At 71.6% G+C, this 20,065-nt stretch carries 18 protein-coding genes and 2 pseudogenes; 5 read left to right on the top strand and 15 right to left on the bottom strand.

What is annotated here, in order from left to right:
- Positions 1-165 precede the first annotated feature (165 nt).
- From AB0B58_RS23155 to AB0B58_RS23135, 5 genes are read right to left on the bottom strand one after another with little or no spacing between them, the layout of a single operon-like run.
- A complete protein-coding gene (locus AB0B58_RS23155) occupies positions 166-588 on the bottom strand; it encodes a hypothetical protein (RefSeq protein ID WP_360227018.1) in 423 nt (140 codons plus the stop codon).
- On the bottom strand, positions 585-1,859 hold the full coding sequence (locus AB0B58_RS23150; RefSeq protein ID WP_360227015.1) for a molybdopterin-dependent oxidoreductase: 1,275 nt from the start codon (positions 1,857-1,859) through the stop codon (positions 585-587). The genes AB0B58_RS23155 and AB0B58_RS23150 overlap by 4 nt, the downstream gene beginning before the upstream one ends.
- Entirely contained in the window at positions 1,832-2,500 is a 669-nt protein-coding gene (locus tag AB0B58_RS23145) for a class I SAM-dependent methyltransferase (RefSeq protein ID WP_360227012.1), read from the bottom strand. The genes AB0B58_RS23150 and AB0B58_RS23145 overlap by 28 nt, the downstream gene beginning before the upstream one ends.
- Positions 2,497-3,144, bottom strand: a complete 648-nt coding sequence (locus AB0B58_RS23140; RefSeq protein WP_360227009.1) for a DUF2064 domain-containing protein — start codon at positions 3,142-3,144, stop codon at positions 2,497-2,499. The genes AB0B58_RS23145 and AB0B58_RS23140 overlap by 4 nt, the downstream gene beginning before the upstream one ends.
- On the bottom strand, positions 3,141-3,800 hold the full coding sequence (locus tag AB0B58_RS23135) for a glycosyltransferase family 2 protein (RefSeq protein ID WP_360227006.1): 660 nt from the start codon (positions 3,798-3,800) through the stop codon (positions 3,141-3,143). The genes AB0B58_RS23140 and AB0B58_RS23135 overlap by 4 nt, the downstream gene beginning before the upstream one ends.
- A 113-nt stretch (positions 3,801-3,913) precedes the next feature.
- Between AB0B58_RS23135 and AB0B58_RS23130 the strand changes: the two genes are divergently transcribed.
- The 3 genes from AB0B58_RS23130 to AB0B58_RS23120 are packed head-to-tail and all read left to right on the top strand — an operon-like array spanning position 3,914 to position 6,570.
- Complete coding sequence (locus AB0B58_RS23130; protein ID WP_360227003.1) at positions 3,914-4,969, top strand: NAD-dependent epimerase/dehydratase family protein; 1,056 nt, start codon at positions 3,914-3,916, stop codon at positions 4,967-4,969.
- Positions 4,966-6,366, top strand: a complete 1,401-nt coding sequence (locus AB0B58_RS23125) for a hypothetical protein (RefSeq protein ID WP_360227000.1) — start codon at positions 4,966-4,968, stop codon at positions 6,364-6,366. The genes AB0B58_RS23130 and AB0B58_RS23125 overlap by 4 nt, the downstream gene beginning before the upstream one ends.
- Before the next feature lie 42 nt (positions 6,367-6,408).
- A complete protein-coding gene (locus AB0B58_RS23120) occupies positions 6,409-6,570 on the top strand; it encodes a hypothetical protein (protein WP_360226991.1) in 162 nt (53 codons plus the stop codon).
- 290 nt (positions 6,571-6,860) lie between these two features.
- Here AB0B58_RS23120 and AB0B58_RS23115 read toward each other — a convergent pair whose 3' ends face one another.
- From AB0B58_RS23115 to AB0B58_RS23095, 5 genes and pseudogenes are all read right to left on the bottom strand, one after another.
- Complete coding sequence (locus AB0B58_RS23115; protein ID WP_360226988.1) at positions 6,861-7,133, bottom strand: DUF1876 domain-containing protein; 273 nt, start codon at positions 7,131-7,133, stop codon at positions 6,861-6,863.
- Positions 7,134-7,345: 212 nt separating this feature from the next.
- The gene (locus AB0B58_RS23110) at positions 7,346-7,810 is read right to left on the bottom strand and encodes a hemerythrin domain-containing protein (protein WP_360227339.1); all 465 of its coding nucleotides are present in this window, start codon (positions 7,808-7,810) and stop codon (positions 7,346-7,348) included.
- 96 nt (positions 7,811-7,906) lie between these two features.
- Positions 7,907-9,330: pseudogene (locus AB0B58_RS23105) on the bottom strand (heavy metal translocating P-type ATPase); the annotation flags it as partial.
- Positions 9,331-9,919: 589 nt separating this feature from the next.
- Entirely contained in the window at positions 9,920-10,345 is a 426-nt protein-coding gene (locus AB0B58_RS23100; protein ID WP_360226985.1) for an Hsp20/alpha crystallin family protein, read from the bottom strand.
- Positions 10,346-10,525: 180 nt separating this feature from the next.
- Positions 10,526-10,897 (bottom strand): annotated as a pseudogene (locus tag AB0B58_RS23095) (ABC transporter permease); the annotation flags it as partial.
- Positions 10,898-11,142: 245 nt separating this feature from the next.
- On the opposite strand from AB0B58_RS23095, the gene AB0B58_RS23090 reads away from it, so the two are divergent.
- Positions 11,143-11,910, top strand: a complete 768-nt coding sequence (locus tag AB0B58_RS23090; protein ID WP_360226982.1) for a universal stress protein — start codon at positions 11,143-11,145, stop codon at positions 11,908-11,910.
- 439 nt (positions 11,911-12,349) lie between these two features.
- Here AB0B58_RS23090 and AB0B58_RS23085 read toward each other — a convergent pair whose 3' ends face one another.
- The 3 genes from AB0B58_RS23085 to AB0B58_RS23075 all read right to left on the bottom strand — a co-directional run bounded on the left by AB0B58_RS23085 (position 12,350) and on the right by AB0B58_RS23075 (position 16,044).
- The gene (locus AB0B58_RS23085; protein WP_360226979.1) at positions 12,350-13,231 is read right to left on the bottom strand and encodes a universal stress protein; all 882 of its coding nucleotides are present in this window, start codon (positions 13,229-13,231) and stop codon (positions 12,350-12,352) included.
- 295 nt (positions 13,232-13,526) lie between these two features.
- Entirely contained in the window at positions 13,527-14,483 is a 957-nt protein-coding gene (locus tag AB0B58_RS23080) for a ferritin family protein (RefSeq protein ID WP_360226976.1), read from the bottom strand.
- Positions 14,484-14,817: 334 nt separating this feature from the next.
- Positions 14,818-16,044, bottom strand: coding sequence for an IS110 family transposase (locus AB0B58_RS23075; RefSeq protein ID WP_360226973.1), 1,227 nt, complete (start codon positions 16,042-16,044; stop codon positions 14,818-14,820).
- Between the two features lie 594 nt (positions 16,045-16,638).
- Between AB0B58_RS23075 and AB0B58_RS23070 the strand changes: the two genes are divergently transcribed.
- Positions 16,639-17,325: a site-specific integrase gene (locus AB0B58_RS23070; protein ID WP_360226970.1), complete on the top strand. Its 687-nt coding sequence runs from the start codon at positions 16,639-16,641 to the stop codon at positions 17,323-17,325.
- A gap of 625 nt (positions 17,326-17,950) precedes the next feature.
- Here the strand turns inward: AB0B58_RS23070 and AB0B58_RS23065 are convergent.
- Both AB0B58_RS23065 and trxA read right to left on the bottom strand, forming a co-directional pair.
- Entirely contained in the window at positions 17,951-19,633 is a 1,683-nt protein-coding gene (locus tag AB0B58_RS23065; RefSeq protein ID WP_360226967.1) for an FAD-dependent oxidoreductase, read from the bottom strand.
- On the bottom strand, positions 19,630-20,064 hold the full coding sequence (gene trxA, locus AB0B58_RS23060) for a thioredoxin (RefSeq protein WP_360226964.1): 435 nt from the start codon (positions 20,062-20,064) through the stop codon (positions 19,630-19,632). Before trxA ends, AB0B58_RS23065 begins: the two co-directional genes overlap by 4 nt.
- Position 20,065: the final 1 nt, after the last annotated feature.

Genomic DNA, 20,065 nt, shown 5'->3' with positions numbered 1-20,065 from the left:
CCCCCAAGACGGTGGTGCCCGGCCGAGACGGTCGGGTCCATCCCTCTGTTCGGACCGAGCGCGGAAACCCTGGTAGCAAAACGGTTGCCACCCGGTTAGCAGCCGGTCACCGACCTTTGCTCACACCGCCCGTGCGCAGGACCCCCGGGTACGCCTGTACGCGTGTCAGTCGTTGTCGGTGTGTCGCACCCGGTGGCGCCGGTGTTGAGCGACGGTGATCCCGGCGGTCGTCACCCAGATGATCGTGTAGACCGCGAGCAGTCCGCGTCCGTAGTGCAGCGGCAGCACCGACGGGTTGTCCGGGACCCGGCCGCGGCCCAGGACCAGCGGCAGCGCCACGACGGTCACGGCGAGGCTGATCACCGCGGCGACGCGGACGGGTGTGCGAATCCGGCACGGGACGATCCTGCCGATCAGGACGCCGGCACCGATGGTCAGCGGGAGTAGGAGCCCGTCATGGAATACGAGGACGGCGACGAGGAAGATCAGCGCGCCGCCCTTGACGTCGGGGTCGGCGAGGGCGCCGCTGACCGCGTACGCCATGAGGAGCGCGCCGGATCCGATGAGCGTGCGCCGGACGGCTTTCACGATTTGCTCCGGGCGGTGATCCGGGTGACCCACTTGGTCTGCAGGACGCCGGGGCGGTTCGGGGCGATGAGGCGCGCCGGGTAGCCGTGGTCGGGGTGCAGGACTTCCCCGCCGAGTCGCAGCGCGATGAGCGTGTACGGGTCCCGCAGGTGCGGGGGTGGCACGGTCGTGGCCCGGTATCGGCCGCTGGCCTCGAGGGATTCGACGTAGGCCTCGGCGTTCTCCGCGTCGACGCCGACGAGGGCGACCAGATCACGTAGCCGGACGCCGGTCCACGTGCCGGTCGAGCTCCAGCCCTCGACGCAGCTGATCGGCAGAACGACCGTGTGCTGCGGCAGCGCGGCCAGCTCGGTCAGGTCGAGGCTCACCCTGGTTGCGGGGCCGGTGATGGTCAGCCGGTAGCCCGGATCGAACGCGGCGTCGCGCACCCCGGCGCCGGCGGCCGTCTTGTTGACCGGCAGGCGCTGCGGGCCGGTGCCGGGCCGTCGCGGCGCGAGAACGGCGACGGGTGCGAGCGGGGCGACGGTCTGCCCGGCGGTAGCGAGGGTGATGACGCCGGCGGCCGCGCCGACGGTGCCGAGCAGCCCGCGCCGGGTGAGGGTGCCGGGCCGCGTCCGGTCGGGCGTTGCCCGGGTGAGGGCCCGGCTGATGATCGGGAGTTTGACGCCGAGGTGGGCGATCAGCGCGCCGGCGGCGAGCCACGCTGACCAGTAGTGGCCGGCGGTGAAGAAGAACGGCATCGGGGTGTACCAGCGGGCGATGTTGAGGATGCCGCTGAACAGCTGGAACAGCGCGGCGGCGACGAGGACGGCGACGCCGGCCCGTTCGATGGCGTGTGCGAGGTTGCGGGCGGGCGGCCAGCCGAACAGGCGCGGGTAGACCGACCAGAGTTTTGCGCCGAGCAGTGGCACCGAGGCCAGGCCGGTGGCCACATGCAGGCCCTGGGTGACCCGGTAGAGGCCGACCGGTCGCGACGGCCACCAGAACCAGGCGGGTGGGTGCTGGATGAAGTGGCTGATCAGGCCGGTGAGGAAACAGATGGTGAACGCGACGGCGAGGGCCAGCCCGAGCAGGCTGGTCAGGCGTGGCGAGCGCAGCCCGGAGTCGAAGGCTCCCCGTCGCAGCGGGCCGCGGCGCAGCGCCGCCGGTGGCCGCGGTAGTGGCGCCTGGACCCATCGGTTGGCTGTTCTGCCGAGCTCGGCCAGCCGGGCCGGCAGGGACCGCGGACGTGCTGGTGTGCGGCTCAGGCCGGTGCCAGCGTCGCGAACCATCGGTTCGCCTCCGTCCATTCGGCCTGGACGTGCAACGCGCTCGCGGCCGCGAGCGCGGCCAGGTCGTCCGCTGCCAGTTGGGCCCAGCGGAACGGCGCGCCGGGGCGTCCGGCCTCGTCGTGGAGCCGGGCGCCCCCGGCCCAGCTGCGGGTGCCGGGCCGGCCCAGCTCAACATGTAGCCGGCCGTCGTCGGCGAGCAGGTCGCGGCAGCGGCGCAGCAGTGCCACGGGGTCGCCGCCGATGCCGATGTTGCCGTCGGCGAGCAGCAGGTGCCGCCACCGGCCGTGTCCCGGTAGCGGACCGAAGACGTCGCGGCGCAGCGCGGTGGCGCCCCGGGCGCGGGCGATGCGGACGGCCGCGGCGCTGACGTCGATACCCAGTGCCGGGTGGCCGAGCCGGTTGAGCGCGCGGGTCAGTCGTCCGGGGCCGCACCCGACGTCGAGGGTCGGCCCGGCACAGCGGGCCAGGAGCTTCCGGTCGCCCGGCAGGTGGCCCCGGCACCAGGCGGCGGTATCGACCCGGTGACGGGTGCCGCGGTCATCGGTGAACGTGAGCACGGCGGGAAGCCCCGCGCCGGCCCGGTCGATGGCCGCGTCGAAGACCGCCAGGGCGGCAGGCGGGGCGGCCGTGGTGGTGGTCATGGCGCTCCTACCGGGGACAGCACGGTGGCGACGGCAAGCGCGAAGCGGCTGTCGGCGGTACAGAGCGCGGCGACGGCCTGAGCATCCGCCCAGGTGTCCACGTCGCGCAGCGCCGGCAGCTGCGCGACCCGGAGTCCCCGGGCCCGCAGGACGGCGAGGGTGCGCGCGCCGGTGTCCGGGGTGGACATCGGCACGTCCCGGATGGCCTGCCCATGTGCGGGATCGCGTAGTCCGAGAGCCCACCAGCCGCCGTCCTCGGCGAGTCCGAGCACCGCGTCGGCGGCATCGTCATCGAGCCGTTCGACCGCGGCGGCGAGCAGCCCGGCGCTGACCTGCGGGGTGTCCATGCCGATCAGCAGGCTTGCCACGCCGGCGATCCGGGTGTCGGCGTAGCCGTGTGCGAGGCGTTGGCCGAGCGTCGTTCCCCGCTGGGCCGTCCTGCCCCAGCCGGGCGGTGCCGGGTGGTCGCCCTCGACGACGAGGCGGCGCCGCACGCCCGGCGTGGCGGTGACGGTGGTCAGGGTGTCCGCGAGTGCGGCGGCGGCGATCTCCGCGGCCTGCTCCGGGGTGCACGGCGGGCAGAGGCGAGTCTTGACCCGGCCCGGCACCGGCGTCTTGGCCAGGACCAGCAGCTGGGCGCTCATCGGGCCAGCACCGCGCTCATGTCGCGGATCGCCCGGGCGGTGCCGCGCACCGTGCCGGTGACCTTCGACTTCGTTCCGGCCGCTCTCGGGTGGTAGGCGACGTCGACCTCGGTGACTGTCCAGCCCGCGCGGGTGGCGGCGATCAGCAGTTCGAGGGGGTAGCCGAAGCGGCGGTCCACCAGGTCGAGGGCGAGCAGGTCCGCGCGCCGGGCGGCACGCATCGGCCCGATGTCGTGCACCCGCAGGCCGGTGGTGCGGCGCAGCCGGTGTGCGAGCACGGCGTTGGCGATGCGGGCGTGCGGTGGCCAGGCGCCGCGACCGACCGGCCGGCGCCGGCCGACCGCCAGGTCCGCGGCGCCCGCGCGGACCGGGTCGGCGACCAGCGGCAACTCGGCGGGGTCGAACGAGCCGTCGGCGTCCATGACGCAGACCACCCCGTCCGCCGGGTCGGCGGCGACGATGCCGGCGTGCACCGCGGCGCCGTAGCCGGACTGTGGCACGGTCACGACCCGGGCGCCGAGGCCGCGGGCCACCTCGGCCGAACCGTCGGTGGAGGCGTTGTCGGCGACGATCGGCCGGTATCCGGCAGGCATCCGCCGCAGCAGCCAGGTCAGGGCGGGAGCCTCGTTGAGGCAGGGCAGCACAACATCGGTCACTGACGGAACGTAACCGTGGCCGACGTCGGCAGCGGCAAAAGCAGGCCTTACGGAGTGCTTACGGGCTTCACCGATCGGCGACAGGCGCGCCTGCCGCTCCTAGGGTCGGCCTGGTGACCCACATACTCGTGACCGGCGGCGCCGGCTTCATCGGCACCCACGTGACCTCCGCCCTGCTGGACGCCGGACATCAGGTCAGCGTCCTCGATGTCGGCCATCCGGCCGCACACACCACTGCGCCGCCGGAGACCGTCCACAGTGCACCGGTCTACCGCGCGGACGTCCGGGACCGGGCGGCCGTCGCCGCCGCGTTGCGCGGCGTCGACGCGGTCGTGCACCAGGCGGCGATGGTAGGTATGGGCGTCGACCTCGACGATCTGCCGGAGTACGTCGGGTGCAACGATCTCGGCACCGCCGTGCTGCTCGCCGAGATGGCCCGGGCACGCGTGCACCGTCTCGTGCTGGCCAGCTCGATGGTCGTGTACGGCGAAGGTGCCTACACCTGCCCCATCGACGGACCGACCCGCCCGGCCGCGCGCGCGGTCGCCGATCTCGCCGCGGGCCGGTTCGAGCCGACGTGTCCCTCCTGCGGACTCCCGTTGACCTCGGTGCCGGTGGGCGAGGACGCCCCGCTCGACCCGCGCAGCGTGTACGCGGCGACCAAGCTCGCCCAGGAGCACCTGAGCGCGGCCTGGGCCCGGCAGTGCGGTGGATCGGTCGTCGCCCTGCGGTACCACAACGTCTACGGGCCGGGGATGCCGCGCGACACCCCCTACAGCGGCGTCGCCGCGATCTTCCGGTCGGCGCTGGAGGCCGGCCGCACGCCCCGGGTCTTCGAGGATGGCGCGCAGCGGCGCGACTTCGTCCATGTCAGCGATGTGGCGCGGGCCAACGTCGCCGCGCTTTACGCCACCGCCCGGGACGAGCGGGCGGGGCTGCGGGCCTACAACGTGGCCTCGGGTCGGCCCGCGACGGTGGGTGAGATGGCGGCTGCGCTGGCCCGGGCGGTCGGGGGTCCGGAGCCCGTGGTGACCGGCGAGTTCCGGCTCGTCGACGTGCGCCATGTGGTCGCCTCCCCCGCCCGTGCCGCGGAAGAGCTGGGCTTCCGCGCCGAGGTCGATCTGGTGACCGGCGTGACCGAATTCGCGCACGCGCCTCTGCGCGGATGACCGTCCGCACGACACCGCCGACGGACCGGGCGGGGAACGCCGAGGTCCGTCGGTCGCCGCGCGCCGACCTCGTCACGGGCGGGTGCGCCCTCGGCCTGGTCGCGCTGGCGTCGGTCGTGGGTGGGGCCCTGTATCTGGCCGGGCGGCCGGTGCGCGCCGCGTCGGCACCCTTCACCGCCGCCTGGTTGCCGCATGTCGGCCCGGGCACGCCGCTCGCGCTCTGCGTCGCGGGGCTGGTGGCCTGGCACGGTCCGCGCCTCGCGAGGGTGCTGGGCTGGCGGCGGCTGATGGTCGCCGGGTACGCGGCGGCAGCCGCGTGGATCCTCTCACTCGCGCTGGTGGACGGCTGGCAGCGCGGGCTCGCGGGGCGACTCGTCACCAGGCACGAATATCTCAGCGAGGTCGCCAGGGTCACCGACGTGCCCGCCCTGCTACGCGGGTTCACCGGACGGATCCTCGACTTCCAGCCGGATTCGTGGACCACGCATGTCGCCGGCCACCCGCCCGGCGCCCTCCTCGTCTTCGTCGCCCTCGACCGCGTCGGCCTCGGCGGCGGGGCCTGGGCCGCCCTGGCATGCGTCGCGGCCGGTGCGCTGATCACGGTGGCGGTGCCGGTGACGATCCGCGCCCTAGGTGACGAGGACGCCGCGCGCACGGCGGTGCCGTTCCTGGTCTTGTTCCCCGGCGCGATCTGGATCGGGGCCTCCGCCGACGGCCTGTTCGCCGGAGTCACCGCGACCGGCGTGGCACTGCTCGCGGTGGCGCTGACCCGGCGGCAGCTCTGCACGGGCATGGCGGCCGGGGCGCTACTGGCCGCCGGCCTCTACCTGTCCTACGGCCTCACGCTCATCATCGTTCCCGCGCTCGCGGTGGTGCTCCTCGCACGGCGGACCGGTCGCCTGCCATGGCGCACCATCGGCGCGACTGTCAGTGCCGGGGTGACGGTCGTGGTGGCTTTCACGCTCGCCGGCTTCTGGTGGCTGGACGGCTACCGCCTCGTCGTCGCGCGGTACTACCAGGGCGTCGCGAGCGACCGGCCCTACGCGTACTGGGTGTGGGCGAACCTCGCGCTGGTCGTCGCCTGCGCCGGTCCGGTCGCCGCGGTGATCCTGCGGCGAGCCGCGGTCCGGGCCGACCCGGCGGCGCTGCTGCGCCGCCCATCAAGGTTGCTCCGCCTCGAGCCCTTCGTCCTGCTGCCCCTCGCGGGCCTGTTCGCGATCCTTGCGGCGGACCTGTCCGGGCTCAGCAAGGCGGAGGTGGAGCGGATCTGGCTGCCGTTCGCGATCTGGCTGCCGGCGGGCGCCGCGCTGCTCCCGCCGCCGACACGGCGCGGCTGGCTCCTCACCCAGGCGGCGACCGCACTGCTGATCAACCACCTCCTGCTCACCACCTGGTGACAGACCTCATTTCCTCGGATCCACCAGCTGATGATGGCCGACGTGCGCGCCCAGGTCGTGCTCAACTTCGCCACCGAGTTCGAGAACTACCGCGACTTCAAGCCCGGCGACTATCAGGCTCCGGCGCTGGCCACGATGCTTGATCAGGTCATCGCCTGGAGCGCCGCCCTCGCACCGCTGCGCGCCGAGCAGGTCCCGGCATGACGCTCGCCGTAGCCGGACTGGCCGGGCGCGACGTACTCGTGGTGGGTGGAACGGCGACCCCGGCGATCAGGACCTCCGGCCCGGAGCTGGACCACCAACGTCAGTCGACACGCGTGAGAGTTCCAACCTCGGCCCCGCCAGATCTCGCCGCTCACGGGACACCACCGCCGCCTCCACCGGCAGGGTCAGCGACCGGCCCACAACGCGGCGGCGCACCGGCGCTCGCCGCGAACAGAGGCCGACGGGCAGCCGGTTCGGCCGGCGGCGGCTTCCGCACCCCGCCGGCCCGATCACGCAGACAGGTGGACCGGCTTGTTGGTGAACTGCTCGATGTCGCCCGCACTGACGTCGAGCAGCCGGTAGGCGAGATCGCTGAGCGCACGGGCGGCGGCAAGCTCATCACCGATTTCGGGCACCTCCCGGTCCCGTGGGCTGCGCCGAGCCTCCCCCTCGCCCCGTAACCCGGTTCGGGTGCCCGAGTGCAGGCGCGCCTCGGCCCGGGTCCGTCGGTCCTCCTCGTGTTCGCTGATCAAGATGTCCACGGTCCATTGGCGTGTGTGCATCACATGACTCCTTTCAGCTCCGCCTCCATCTATCGCAGTCCGGCCGCGGCGCCACGACCAGTGCCGTTGGTCCCCTCCTAACCCGTCGACGCCTCGCGACGGGCCGGGCGGCCCTGCCGTACCCGGTCACAAACGCGCCATGCTCGGCACTGGCATGGCGCAGGTGGCACCAGGCCCTGACATCAAGGCCGCTCGGTTCACCATCGCGAAGATCACCCTCCGCCGGTGGGAACCGGTCCGGCCGGTACGTCCGGGATCAGGCTGAACGGCCCTTCCTCCTCCTGAGCGTTGTGCAGGCGCAGGACGGCGTAGAGGCCGTAGAGCAGCCGCCGGACGTCGACGACGTCCTCCGGTTCGGGCCGGTCGGATAGATCCGCCAGGCTGCGACGCAGCCGGCTGACCTGGTGCTCGATCTCCGCATGGGTGCGGCTGAGCCCGCCCGCCGCTTCCGCGCCGCCGAGAGCGCGGACCATGATCGGCAGCAATTCCGCCTCCTCGGCACGCTCATGCGGTAGCAGCTGCGCCTCCAACTGAGCCAACAGCACGCGAACGGGCCGCAGGTCGTACGGAGGCCCGCTCAGACCGTCCGCGACGGTCCGCACCTGCTCCACCAGCGGACGGACGTCGCGGTGCTGGGCGTACAGGCGGCGGGCGACCCGCACATCGGCGGCCGCCATGGCGACGGTGTGGGTGCGGGCGGGCAGCAGCGCGGTCAACGCGATCCCGATCGCCGCGAGGTCGATGCCTTCCTGTAGCAGCGCGCCTGCCGCCGGCGGGAGATGGCCGGTGGCCGCGACCAGCATCGCGATCCCGGACAGCCCCATTCCCACCACGACCGCCCGCATCGCGATCGCCTTGCTGCGCCGGGCGATGAGGATAGCGTCGGCGAGCGCGTCGATCCGGTCGACGGTGAGGACCACGTCGGCGGCTTCAGCCGACGCGGTGGCGCCACGGGCGGCCAGTGCCACGCCGACACCGGCCGCCGCCAGCGCGGGTGCGTCGTTGATGCCGTCGCCAACCATGATGGCCGGCTGGTGGGCCTGTTCAGCGCGGACCAGGGCCAGTTTGTCGGCCGGATCGCAGTCGGCGTGCACGGCGTCGATACCGACGACCCGTCCGACCGTTTCGGCAGCGTCCGCGCGATCTCCGGTGATCAGGACGGTCCGCCGGATCCCGACCGTCCGCAACGCCCGGATCATCCGCGGCGCCTCGGGTCGAATCGGATCCTCCAGCAGCAGCGCCCCGGCCGGTACGCCGTCGACCGCGGCGAACACGATCAGCGATCCGTCCAGGGAGGCGCGGCGGCGGGCGCGGCGCAGCCAGGCCGGCGGCGTCTCCGCCACGATCCATCCGGCCTTGCCCAACCGGATCCGGCGGCCCTCGACGATGCCCTCGATGCCGTGGCCGTGGCGCTCGGCCACCTGTTGCGGACCTGCCAGCGCCAGGTGCCGGTCACGGGCGGCGGTGACGATCGCGCCGGCCAGCACATGCGCGGATGCCTGGTCGAGGCTGGCGGCCAGCCGCAGCAGCTCGTCCGCGTCCGGTCCGCTGGGCGCGGTCACCACGTCGGTGAGAACGGGGTGCCCCCCGGTGAGCGTGCCGGTCTTGTCGAACAGCAGGCTGCGGCCGGCCGCGAGCCGTTCCAGCGCGCCACCGCCCTTGATGATCACCCCGTGACGGGCGGCGCGGGACAGCCCCGACATGAGGGCGATGGGGGCGGCCAACAGCAGGGGGCAGGGCGTGGCGACCACGAGGACCGCGACCGCGCGTACCGGATCTCCGGTCACCGCCCAGGCCACACCGGCCAGCAGAAGCGTAAGTGGCACGAACCCCACGGCGAACCGGTCCGCCAGCCGCACGAACGGCGCGGTAGCCGCCTGCGCCTGCTCGACCAGGCGGACCAAGCCCGCATACGTCGACTCCCGCGCCGACGCCGTGGCAATCAGCTCGAAGGGCCTGCCGGCGTTGACGACACCGCTGCGTTGATCCTCCCCGGCGCGGCGCTCGACCGGGACAGGCTCACCGGTCAACGCCGACTCGTCCAGCACCGCCGGGCCAGCAGCCGCCCATCCACCGGCACTACCTCACCGGCACCCACCAGCAGCCGCTCACCGACCACGACGTCGCCGACCGGCACCTCCACCGGCCCTGACGCCGTGACTCGCCGGGCGGTCCGCGGAGCACGCGCGGCCAGCATGCTCAGTTCCCGACGCGCCCGCGCCGACGCGCGGGCCTCCAGCAGCACCCCGGTCGCCAGCATCACCGCGATCACCGCACCGGCAAGCGCCTCCTCCACCCACAGCGCCCCCGCCAGCGCCAACCACGCGATCACGTCGACGCTGGGCTGTCGGCGACGCGCAGCCGCCACCAGAGACACGGTGGAGTACCCAAGCCCCAGCAGCGTCGCCGCGACCCAGGACGCCGCAGCGGCATCGGGGCGCGAATTGGCCAAGCCGACACCAGCCGCGAGCAAACCCAGCACGGCGACGAACAACATCTCCGCGCGACGCCGCCACACCCGACGCACCACAACGTCCTCCTGGCCTTGACCCGGCATACGCCCAGATCCACGGTTCCCGGCGAACCGAACAGCGGGAAGGGCCGGAAGACCCGCCACTACCCGTCACTTGTCGACCACGAGACCGACAAATCGCCGAAGCAGACCATCTGGATGGAACGCCCGCGACTGCCTGAGTGACGCGAGCCGGAGCCGCAGCGGACGGTCCAGCGGCTGGTAGAGAGGAGCCGGCCGGCGCTGTGCGCCGGCCGGCGATTGAGTGGCGAGGTCACTTCTTGGTGATCGCGATCTGCCGACCGGCCACTTCCGGCGCGGTCAACGGAACCATGATCTCCAGGATCCCCTTGTCGTAGGTCGCGGTGATCGCGGCCTCGTCGGCGTTGGCGGGCAGCCGCACCGAGCGATGCAGCATGCCGTACCGGAACTCCGAGCGGCCCGACCCCGCGTCCTGCTCGTGCCGTTCCGCCTCCACGGTCAGCACGCCGTTGAGTGCGGTGATCTGCACGTCCTTCTCCGGGTCCATCCCCGGCAACTCGGCGCGCAGCACGTACTCCTCATCGGTCATCCGGTCCTCAACACGGAACGCCTGCACCGGACGCGGGAAGTCGACCTCCAACCAGTCGGTCATGTCCCCAAACAGGCGGGGCAACAGGGCTGTCATATCCCGACCTCCCTTCGGTTCTTCCAGTTCCATCACACCTCGCGAAGCGCGCGGCTTCCAGGGCCGAACGTCCTCAAGTGCCACGGACGATGACAACCGGGCCGTAAGACGAGCCGGGCGCCGTCGCGTTGCGGCTTGCCCAAGACACCGGCAGGCTCGCAGGTTCACGGACGCCGCTCGAAGAACCGCCCGACCCGGCGATCGGCTCGGGTGTCAGGGCGAGCGCCGCCGCAGGATCGCCGCGCCCAGCATCAGCGCGACCACCGCCGCCGCAACGACGATCGCCAGATCCAGCCACATCCGCGGCGTGGCCGAGGCGTGCGTGCCCACCTCGGTCAGTGCCTCGACCGCGTACGACATCGGCATGACGTCGCTGATCGCTTGCAGCCAGCCCACCATTTGTTCGCGCGGCACGAACAGCCCGCACAACAGCACCTGCGGCAACACCACCGCCGGCATGAACTGCACCGCCTGGAACTCACTGCGCGCGAAGGCGCTGACGAACAGACCCAGCGCCATCCCCAGCAGCGCGTTGCCGACCACGATCAGCGCGACCAGCCAAGGACTGCCCACCGTGTTCACCTCGGTGTGTTCCGAAACCTCGATGAGTACCCGGGCCGGATGCCCGGCCACGACGCTCTTCAGAACTCCGACGCCGGGCACGTCGGGGCGATTGCCTCCCGCACCGTTTGGCCAGGATCCTGTCGGCGGTCGCGGCGAATTCTCTGGTATGGAGCCTTCGCGGCCGAACGGCGCCTCTCGGAGCGAGTGTCGAACTGCAGCAACAGTGGCCAGAACGCCGCGCGTCGATGTACGGCTTACCTCTGCAGGTGGTGCATACCTTCAACTGGACGCCACCCAGCCCGGCACACGGCGATGCCGACCCCGGCATCGCCGGCAAAGACCTGCTCCAGCATGCGGTGACCGCGGCCCAGGACGTCTCACCCCGCCTCGCGATCAGCGCCCGACTCCTGGAGGGTGCACCCAGCCCGACGCTACTGCGGCAGGCACACACCGCCGCCTTGCTCGCTATCGGCGACGGCGGGCTGTCCTCCCACGTCAGCCTTCCGACGCACACCAGCGCGGTGCACATCGCCGCCCGCGCCTCCTGTTCGGTGCTGGTCGCCCGGGCGCAGCACCGGTCCGAGGGCTCCATCGTGGTCGGCGTCAACGGATCCCCAGCCTCCGAACGTGCCCTGGACTTCGCCTTCGACACCGCCGCCCGCAGCGGCGCCGATCTTGTCGTCGTCAGGGCCGGTACATCGGCCACCGAGGCAGAGGACAAGAACGACGATCAACTCCGGCAACTCGCGGACCTCGTCGACGCGCGGGAGGACAAATACCGCATCGCGGCTCGGACCCGGGTGCCACCCGGCGACCCGGCGGCGGTGCTGGTCGCCGAGTCGGAGCGGGCCGGTCTCGTGATCATCGGCGCCCGCGGCCAACAGCCCTACGGCGGCCTGCTCGGCTCGACCGCCCAGACGATGCTGCATCACAGCTGCGCGCCCCTCATCCTGGTCCGCGGCCTGATGGCGCCACGGCCCGGCGGGTCCGGCGCACGCCCCGACCTCGGCGCAGGTCAACTCATGCACCGCTGACGACGCTGCACTGCCTGCACAGGGCGAAGAACGGCGAATTGACCTGGGCGGCCCGCGATGGAGAACAGCGTGCCCGCCGGGACGCGCGGACCGGCCTTGCCGGATCGGCAGGACGCGGCCATCGGCCGCCCGCTGTGGGGCTGACCGTCGAACTGGCCGAGGCCCTCCGTAACCTCGGCCGCGACCGGTCGGATCGGGAGCCGTTCGGAAGGAACCGACACGACCTCCTCCTCTGGTCATGGAGCGACCCGTTGTAACACGGTCAGGCCGGCGGGGCCGTCCGGTCGCCGGTCCCGGACACGGGTCGAGGTTGGGCCGGGCCTCGGAGACCTGGCGCTTCCGCCGAACGCGCACCACTTGGCGGATCAGCAGCACCAGGGGCAGCCCGGCGAGTGCCCATTCCTACAAGACGAGAACGGTCACGACCGACGCCTGGGACTCAGTACGCGGGTGGGCGCGCCCGGACCACGACCGTGGGGCATGCGGCGTGGAAGATGAGGTGCTGGCTGACCGAGCCGAGCGCGAGCCCGGTGAGTCCGCCGTGGCAGCGATCGCCGACGACGACCAACTGCGCGGTATGTGACCACTCGCCGAGCAATGGCCCCGCGCCGCCGCGCAGGACCTGGCGGCGGATCGGAACATCGGGATACCGGCCGCCGGCGCCCGACAGTGCCTCCGCCAGCACACGCCTCTCCCGCGCGTCACCGGACCGGCACTCGCGCTTCGCCGCCAGGTCGAGGTCCAGCTCCGTCGAGTCGTGTCCAGTCCACGCGTGCAGGGCCACCAGCGGGCTACCGCGCAGCGATGCCTCCTGCAGGGCGAAGTCGAGAACCCCGGTGGACTGCGCGGATCCGTCGACACCTACCACCACCGGGCCAGTGGTACGCGGCTCACCGTGCACGATGAGCACCGGGCAGGCAGCGTGCGAGGCCAACTCGGTCGCCACGGAACCGAAGAGCAGGCCACCCATCCCCCGTTCGCCCACCACCAGCAGATCCGCGCGCCGGCTCTCGTCCGCCAGGACCGCCGCCGGCCGGCCGGTCACCAATTTCGTGCTCACGGGAACATCGGTCGCTACCTTGTCGGCGAACCCAGCGGCCTCGGTCAGATAGCCATAGGCCTGATCGCGCGACGCCTCCGGCGAGGTCTCGGTGACTCCGGGTGGCCGCGGCACGGGCAGTTTCGGCCAGACCAGCACGTGGACGATCCGCAGCGGGCGATGCCGGAGTGCAGCCTCGGCGGCGGCCATCTCGACCGCGACCATACTGTGCGACGACCCGTCCACGCCGACAACCACGGCGGCTCCGGCGACACTCGTCATGACGTCACCTCCGTGCTTCCCGTGCGTCGCTCCGATCCGGACCGGCGGCCGCTAGGGACAGCATCCGCCGACCACACGCCTGCCGGCAGGGCCGATGGTCCCGTACGCCTGCCGGCAGGGCCGCGGCCGGTGAGCGCCCCGCCTCGCGAAAGCGCTGTTTACCCGCCTCAGATAGGGGTGGGCGCCTGCCGTAGTCGGGCCCGCCGGACGTCGCGTGGCGCCGCCGCGGTGAATCGCGGCGTTCGCAGGACGAATTCACGATTCGCGGTAGCGCCAACACCGGACGGTGAAGCCCTTACCTGGCATGACGGCCGCGAGAAGACCCGTACTGATCATCGAACCGGCTGGCGTGCCTCGCCTCGTCGTGGGCGAGTTCGTCGAACAGACGTGCGGCGCCCGTATCACCGTGCCGCGCCGCCCGGTCGCGGTATGCGGGGTAGGTGATCGTCGCTTCTTCCCGCTCGCCCGCTACAGCCGTGCGCAGGTTCGCCTCCGTGGACCGCACCAATCCGGCGAGGGCCGCCTCCTCCGCGAAATGCTCGTTGCGCTCCTGGCTACCCGCGGCCGTGAAGAGCCGGGCCAAACGCGGCTGGCCGGCCAACCGGGCATGCCCGGCGTACAGCGCGTACTTCAGGCTGGCGAACGCCTCGCCGTGCACCGCACGATCGAGGTTGGCCAGCGTCTGGCCGGTGCAGCGCGGCAGCCCGGCGGGGATCGGACCGGCCGGCACCCGGTCCCCGACCGGGAACCGCTGGTCGGCGTCCGGGTTCATGAGCGCGTCGCGGGCGGCCGCGAACCACTGCGCATGGCGTTTCTCGTCGCCGCTGATTTCGGTGAACAACTCCGCCGCCGCGGTACAACCGTCCCGCCGTGCCTGCCGGGCGAATGCGGGGTACATCACGGTCGCCTCGTAACGCTCCCCGGCGATAGCGTCGGTCAGGTTGTCCACGTCGCTGCCCACCAGGTCGGTGAGCCGCGCCAGCTCGGCGAAATGCTCGTACCGCTCCTGACGCGCGGTATCCCGGAAGAGCTTGGCCACCGCCTCCAGGCCGGCGTCCGCCGCCTCCGCCGCGTAGGCGCGGTATACCGCGTAGGCATAAGCCTCGCCGTGCATGGCCGCCACCGCGTCCGCCCGTGTGGTCGAACTGATGCCGCCCAGATCGTGGCTGTCGCCGGCCGCATACCCCGCTGCAGGTGCCCAAACCACCACGGCGACGGCCAACCCGACCCCGAGCGCAGAACGCGCGCGCATGGGTACCTCCAGTTATTGAGAACACCGGCAACTGCCACATTTTTACCATTCCGACCGACCTCTCGTGCGGCTTCCGCCATGAGCTGGTCGTTCAGCAGACCGCTGTCCTCGCGGGCGCTGAACAGTAAGTCGTTCCTCTCATGAAAAAAGGTAGATCGGCGGAACTTATGGCCTTCAGTCCCTACGGCCCCTCCAGCGGGAGCGCCCGCCATGGCAGCCGTACCCGCACCGACCGATGCAGGCCCCACTTCGACGTTCTTCGTGCTGCTCAAGAGCCAGGCGGAGCTGAGCGCCGCACCTACGCGTACGCGACACGCCAATCGCGCCCGTTAAATCAGGCCGCGAGCTGCTGTTCGGTGTGGTGTTGGTTGCCGCCCTGCAGGGCCGTGTTGTAGGTGGTGTTGTTCTGCCAGCAGCGCCAGATGATGCGGACCCATGCTCGGGCGAGGATGCGGGTGGCGTGGGGGTGGTCCTTGCCGCTGGCGCGTGCCCGGTTGTAGATGTCGGCGGCCCAGGGGCTGGCGTGGCGGCTGTTGTCGGCGAAGGTGGTAATCGCCTGACGGAGCCGTTTGTTGCAGGCCCAGCGGAACGACACGCCTCGTTGTTTGCCGGATGCCTTGGTGACCGGGGTTATCCCGGCCAGCGCGGCGATGGCGTCAGGGTGGTCGAACGCGGCGCGGGCGTCGCCCCATTCGGCCAGTATCTGGGCGGCGTTGACGGTGCCGGCGCGGGGGAAGGACCGGAAGATCTTCCCGTCGGGGTGGGTGTCCATCTTCTCAGCGATGGTGCGGTCGAGGTTCTTGATCCCAGCGTTGAGGGCGCTGATCACACCAACCTGGGCCAGTACTGCCGCGCGTACGCCCTCGCACAGATCAGGATCGGTCGTGCCCGCCGGCGCCGAGCGCAGGCGGGCCAACAGGACCGCGGCGGGTTTCTTGCCGGAGTAGCCCTGCTTGGCGCAGAACGCGGCGAGCCGTGTCTCGGTCAGCGAGGCCGCCGACGCGGCGGTCGGGTACTTCGTGAGGAAGGCCAGCGCGATCGCCGAGGACAGGCTGGCGAAGATCGTCTTGGCGCCGGGCCAGTGCGTGTCCAGCAGTGCGGCGAGCTGGTTGACCGCGGCTACCCGGGCGTCCACCAGGTCGCCTCGGGTCCGTGTCACCGCCCGCAGTGCCTTGGTGGGGCCGGAGTACGGGACCGCGGGACGGAGCCGGTGGATGCGTACTCGCAGGTAGTCGGCGATCACGTGTGCGTCGCCGGGGTCGGACTTGGCGCCGGAGAGCACCTCGGCCTCACGCCAGGTCTTGATCGCGTTCGGCTTGACCGGCATCACCGGGTGCCCGGCTTCCAGCAGGGCGTCCACCAGGCGCCCGTCCGGACGCTCGATCGCGACCGGCGTCGACTCGGTGTCACCGAGCTTGTCCAGCCGGGCGAACCCAGCAGCGGTGTGCTCGACGGTGAACGCCGCGACCTTACGCCCGGCCCGGTCCAGCACGCACACGGCGTGCTCCGTGCTGGCCCAGTCGATCCCGACGAAGAACAGCGATCCATCTTCCAGCGACAACCCTGTCGCCTTCCTACTCGCAGCACGAGGCAGGGGCCAGGCGGAGGCGAAGGAACCGACAGTCGAGTGGTCACTAACCGGCGCTCTACGGCGCGTCCCTCTGTCATCGATCAGCGGTTCCGGGGAAGCCGGGGGCGGCAGTGTCATCGAGGCCCACGAGGGGCGACCACATTAGGCCGTCACCCCGGCTTCCGCCTAGTTCCTACCACAAGCCCTGTCCAAGGACCCGCACGGAAGAGGGTGCACTAGTGACCGCGTCCCCGACTCGTCCTGAAGTTCTTGACGCCGCACGGGTGATGCTCGCCCAGATGGGCATCAGCGCGGTCGACCCTCCTACAGGCGGCCGGTGGCACACGTAGGCCGGTACCAACGTTCGCCGAGTACGTGCCGGTCGTGGCCGCCGCGGTACCGCCGGGTTCACGGCGGATGTACGGCACCTACTGGAGCAAGGCCGTCGCCAGGTAGGGCGATCGGCGGCTGGACGAGATCACCCCGACCGAGATCGAGGCTCCGGCCCGCGAGACCCAGGCGAATGCCTTGCAGCGCCGCAACAGTAGGGGCGGGCGCAGCGCGAGCGAGCATCAGATTGCGGCGTTGCGATGCCTGTACAAGCGGGCCGTCGCGGACGGCATCATCACCGAGGCGGCGAACCCCGCGGCGAAGGTCGCCAAACCGGCCCGGCTGTCCAGTACCCGCAGCGCGCTGACCGACGCCCGGATCGCCGAACTGGTCGAGGCTGCCTCGACCACCGGCAACGACCCGGAGCTGGACGCTCTCATCGTGCGGCTGCATATCGAGACGGGCGGTGCGCTCGCGTTACGGCCGATGGACCTGGACGTCGAGCAGTGCCTGATCATGCTGAGGGAGAAGGGCGGCACGTTCCGTTGGCAGCCCGTCTCCCCCACCCTGATGCAATACCTGGTGAGGCACGCCACCGAACGCCGTGCGCCCGGCGACGGGCAGTTACTGCGCTACGCGAACACCAAACCGGTAACCCGCCGCCGATACGACTACCTATGGCAACGGCTGGGGAGGACTCTGCCCTGGGTGGCCACCCAGCAGGTCTCCGCGCACTGGCTACGCCACACCACGCTCACCTGGGTCGAACGCGTCTACGGCTACGGCGTCGCCCTCGCCTACGCCGGACACGCCGAAACACCCAACGACGCCGGCACCACCGCCCGCTACGTCAAAGCCACCCTCGAAGAGGTGGCAACCGCCCTGACGGCACTGACCGGCGAACCGCATCCGCTTGCCCTGCCGGGGGACGCCGAGTCGTAGGAGTTGGCGAGGCACGGGGCCCTTGCGGTCAGTGCTGCCACCGTAGAGCCAGGTGGCGTAGCTGGCGGGATCGGATCAATGTTCGGAAGTTCTAGTTCGGGGGTGCTTGCAAATGTCAGTGGACGGTGACGGCCGACGCGCACACGGCTCGAGTGCGCGTCCGGCCTCGCAGCCCGCGGGTCGAAGTCTCGCAGCCGGTGATAGCCGCGGGCCGGCCGTCGTGTGCTTGCACTGTGGACCTGCCGGATTCCTGACGCGAGTGGCCGCGATTTACCGGAGCGAGCGGGACGTGGTGAAGATGCGAGGGCTGGCCGTCGGAGCGTCAGGTGGTGTCGTGCCTGTCAGCGGGCGGGGGTCTCGGATCAGTGCTGGCCCTGGCTTTGGCGCCGCCGCGGCGGCCGCGCTCCGTGGCGGTGCCGGCAGTGCTGTTGGGCTTGGTCGGTTGGCTCGCCTTGGTCGTCGCGGCGACGGCTCTGAACGTCGACGGCGACTCCGGGGCGGGACCTGCAGCGGGGATACTAGCGGTCGTTGGTGCGGCGTGTGGCGCCCTTGTCTGGTCACGGCACCACGGCGACGGCGTCACTCAGCGGGATGTCGACCGGGCACGATGGCTTCCTACCGGCCGTCATGTGCGAGACCGCTGCCGATCGGCAGCATCTCCGAACCTGGCTAGGTGGTCATGGATCAGACGAACGGCCATGGACCCCTCGCCGACCGCGGAGGCGACCCGTTTGATCGAGCCGCTGCGGACGTCACCCACTGCGAGGACGCCGGGGCGGCTGGTCTCGAGCATCACCGGCTGCGGTGCGTCGGTGCGCGCCTGCGCTCCGGTCAGGACGTAACCGCGGTCGTCCAGGGCGACACTGGACGCCAGCCAGCCGGTGCACGGCTGCGCCCCGATGAAGGGAAACAACACCGTCGTCGGGACCTCCTGCCGCTCACCGGTCCCGGTGTCGCGCACGCCGAGCGCCTGCAGCCGGCCGTCGTCGCCGATCAGCTCGGCGACCTCCGTGTGGTGCAGCACTTCGACGTTGGGCAGTCGCTCGATCTGGTCGACCAGGTACCGAGACATATCGCGGTTCAGGTCGTCGTGCCGGATGATCAGCCGTACCTGCGCGGCGTGCTGGGCGAGGAAAACCGTGGCCTGTCCGGCCGAGTTGCCGCCGCCGACAACGGACACCGGCTGCCGGTCGCAGAAGACCGCCTCCATGAACGTGGCGGCGTAGTACACGCTGGTGCCCTCGAACTCCGCGAGGCGCGGCACGTCGAGTCTCCGGTACCGCGCGCCGGTGGCGATCACCACCGTCCGGCTCCGCAACTGCGCCCCGTCGTCGAGGTGCACGATCTGGTCGCTGTCGGCCCATTCGAGGCGTACCGCCTCGGCCGGAACGTTGAGGTCGGCGCCGAACTTCTTCGCCTGCACCACGGCGCGGTCGGCCAGGTCGGCGCCCGAGATGCCGGCCGGGAAACCCAGGTAGTTCTCGATCCGAGAGGAGGTACCGGCCTGCCCGCCGGTGGCCACCGCGTCGAGGACGACCGTCGAGAGTCCTTCGGAAGCCCCGTACACGGCGGCGGCGAGGCCGGCCGGCCCCGCGCCGACCACGACGACGTCGCACCTGGCCTCGTCCTGGCAGGAGCGCCGCATGCCGGCGACCCGGGCCAGTTCCGCGTTCGAGGGGTTGCGCAGCACCCTGTCCCGCCAGATCACCACCGGCGTGTCCTTTGCACCGATGGCCAGCCGACGCAACAGCTCCTCGGCGCCCGGATCCTCCTCCAGGTCGATCCAGGTATGCGGAACCCGGTTGCGGGCGGCGAGTTCGCACAGGCGGCGGGTGTCCGGGCTGAACCGCGAACCGACGATCTTGATGCCGGTGATGCCGCCGATCAGCAGTTCCCGGCGGGCTAGAAAACTGCGCAGGATCAGGTCTCCGAGCTCGGGCTCCTCGCGGACCACTTCGTACAGCTCGTGCAGGGGCACCGCGAGAACCTCGCCCGGTTCCTGCGCGACCATCGAGACGAAGGACGGCTGGCCGGTGAGCAGGCCGAGTTCGTCGAGAAACCGGCGCGGGCCATGTACCCGGATCATCCGGTCCTTCGGGGTGCCGTACCCCTCGACAACGGCGACCTTGCCGGACAGCACGACGAGGAAGTCGCGGTCCCGCTGCCCCTCGGCGACAAGCACGTCATCCCGCTGGACCGGCCGCTTCCCGCCGCGCCGGCTCAGCATTTCGATCTGCTCGTCGGACAGGCGGGGGTAGGCCCCGGCCACATCCGGTGTCTCGGCGAGCCGCTCCTCGTTCGGGTTCACGCTGCGCTCCGCAGGACCTCGTCGGTCCAGCTGCGCAGGACCGACGCGGGTGCGGCGCCGGCCCGGCGCGCCACCACCTTGCCGTCGCGCATCAGGATCAAAGTGGGTACGGCCTGGATCGTGAACCGCTCGGACAGCTTAGGCGCCTTGTCCACGTCGACCTTGACCAGCTTGACCTTGCCGGCCAGGTCGCGGGCCACCTGTTCCAGCGCGGGGCTGACCTGCCGGCACGGGCCGCACCAGGTCGCCCACATGTCCACCAGGACCAGGATGTTGGCCCGCTCGGCCACGTCGCCGAAGTCGTCGTCGCCGGCCTCGGCCATCCAGGGCAGCGGCTTGTGGCAGTTGCCGCAGTGCGGGATGCCCTCGGCGGCCGCGGGGACCCGGTTCTTGCGCCCGCAGTTCGGGCACTCGATCACCTTGCTGTCCACG

Origin of the sequence: Actinoplanes sp. NPDC049118 (assembly GCF_040648555.1) — a bacterium.
In the GTDB taxonomy this organism is placed as follows: Bacteria; Actinomycetota; Actinomycetes; order Mycobacteriales; family Micromonosporaceae; genus Actinoplanes.
Note: the sequence above shows the minus strand (reverse complement) of the source record. Positions and strands in the feature narration are given on the sequence as shown.

Coding starts and splice junctions, on each gene's coding strand:
- AB0B58_RS23150 (WP_360227015.1), bottom strand. CDS start 1,859: ATGGTTCGCGACGCTGGCACCGGCCTGAGCCGCACACCAGCACGTCCG.
- AB0B58_RS23145 (WP_360227012.1), bottom strand. CDS start 2,500: ATGACCACCACCACGGCCGCCCCGCCTGCCGCCCTGGCGGTCTTCGAC.
- AB0B58_RS23140 (WP_360227009.1), bottom strand. CDS start 3,144: ATGAGCGCCCAGCTGCTGGTCCTGGCCAAGACGCCGGTGCCGGGCCGG.
- AB0B58_RS23125 (WP_360227000.1), top strand. CDS start 4,966: ATGACCGTCCGCACGACACCGCCGACGGACCGGGCGGGGAACGCCGAG.
- AB0B58_RS23115 (WP_360226988.1), bottom strand. CDS start 7,133: ATGCACACACGCCAATGGACCGTGGACATCTTGATCAGCGAACACGAG.
- AB0B58_RS23110 (WP_360227339.1), bottom strand. CDS start 7,810: ATGGCGGCCGCCGATGTGCGGGTCGCCCGCCGCCTGTACGCCCAGCAC.
- AB0B58_RS23100 (WP_360226985.1), bottom strand. CDS start 10,345: ATGGAACTGGAAGAACCGAAGGGAGGTCGGGATATGACAGCCCTGTTG.
- AB0B58_RS23085 (WP_360226979.1), bottom strand. CDS start 13,231: ATGACGAGTGTCGCCGGAGCCGCCGTGGTTGTCGGCGTGGACGGGTCG.
- AB0B58_RS23080 (WP_360226976.1), bottom strand. CDS start 14,483: ATGCGCGCGCGTTCTGCGCTCGGGGTCGGGTTGGCCGTCGCCGTGGTG.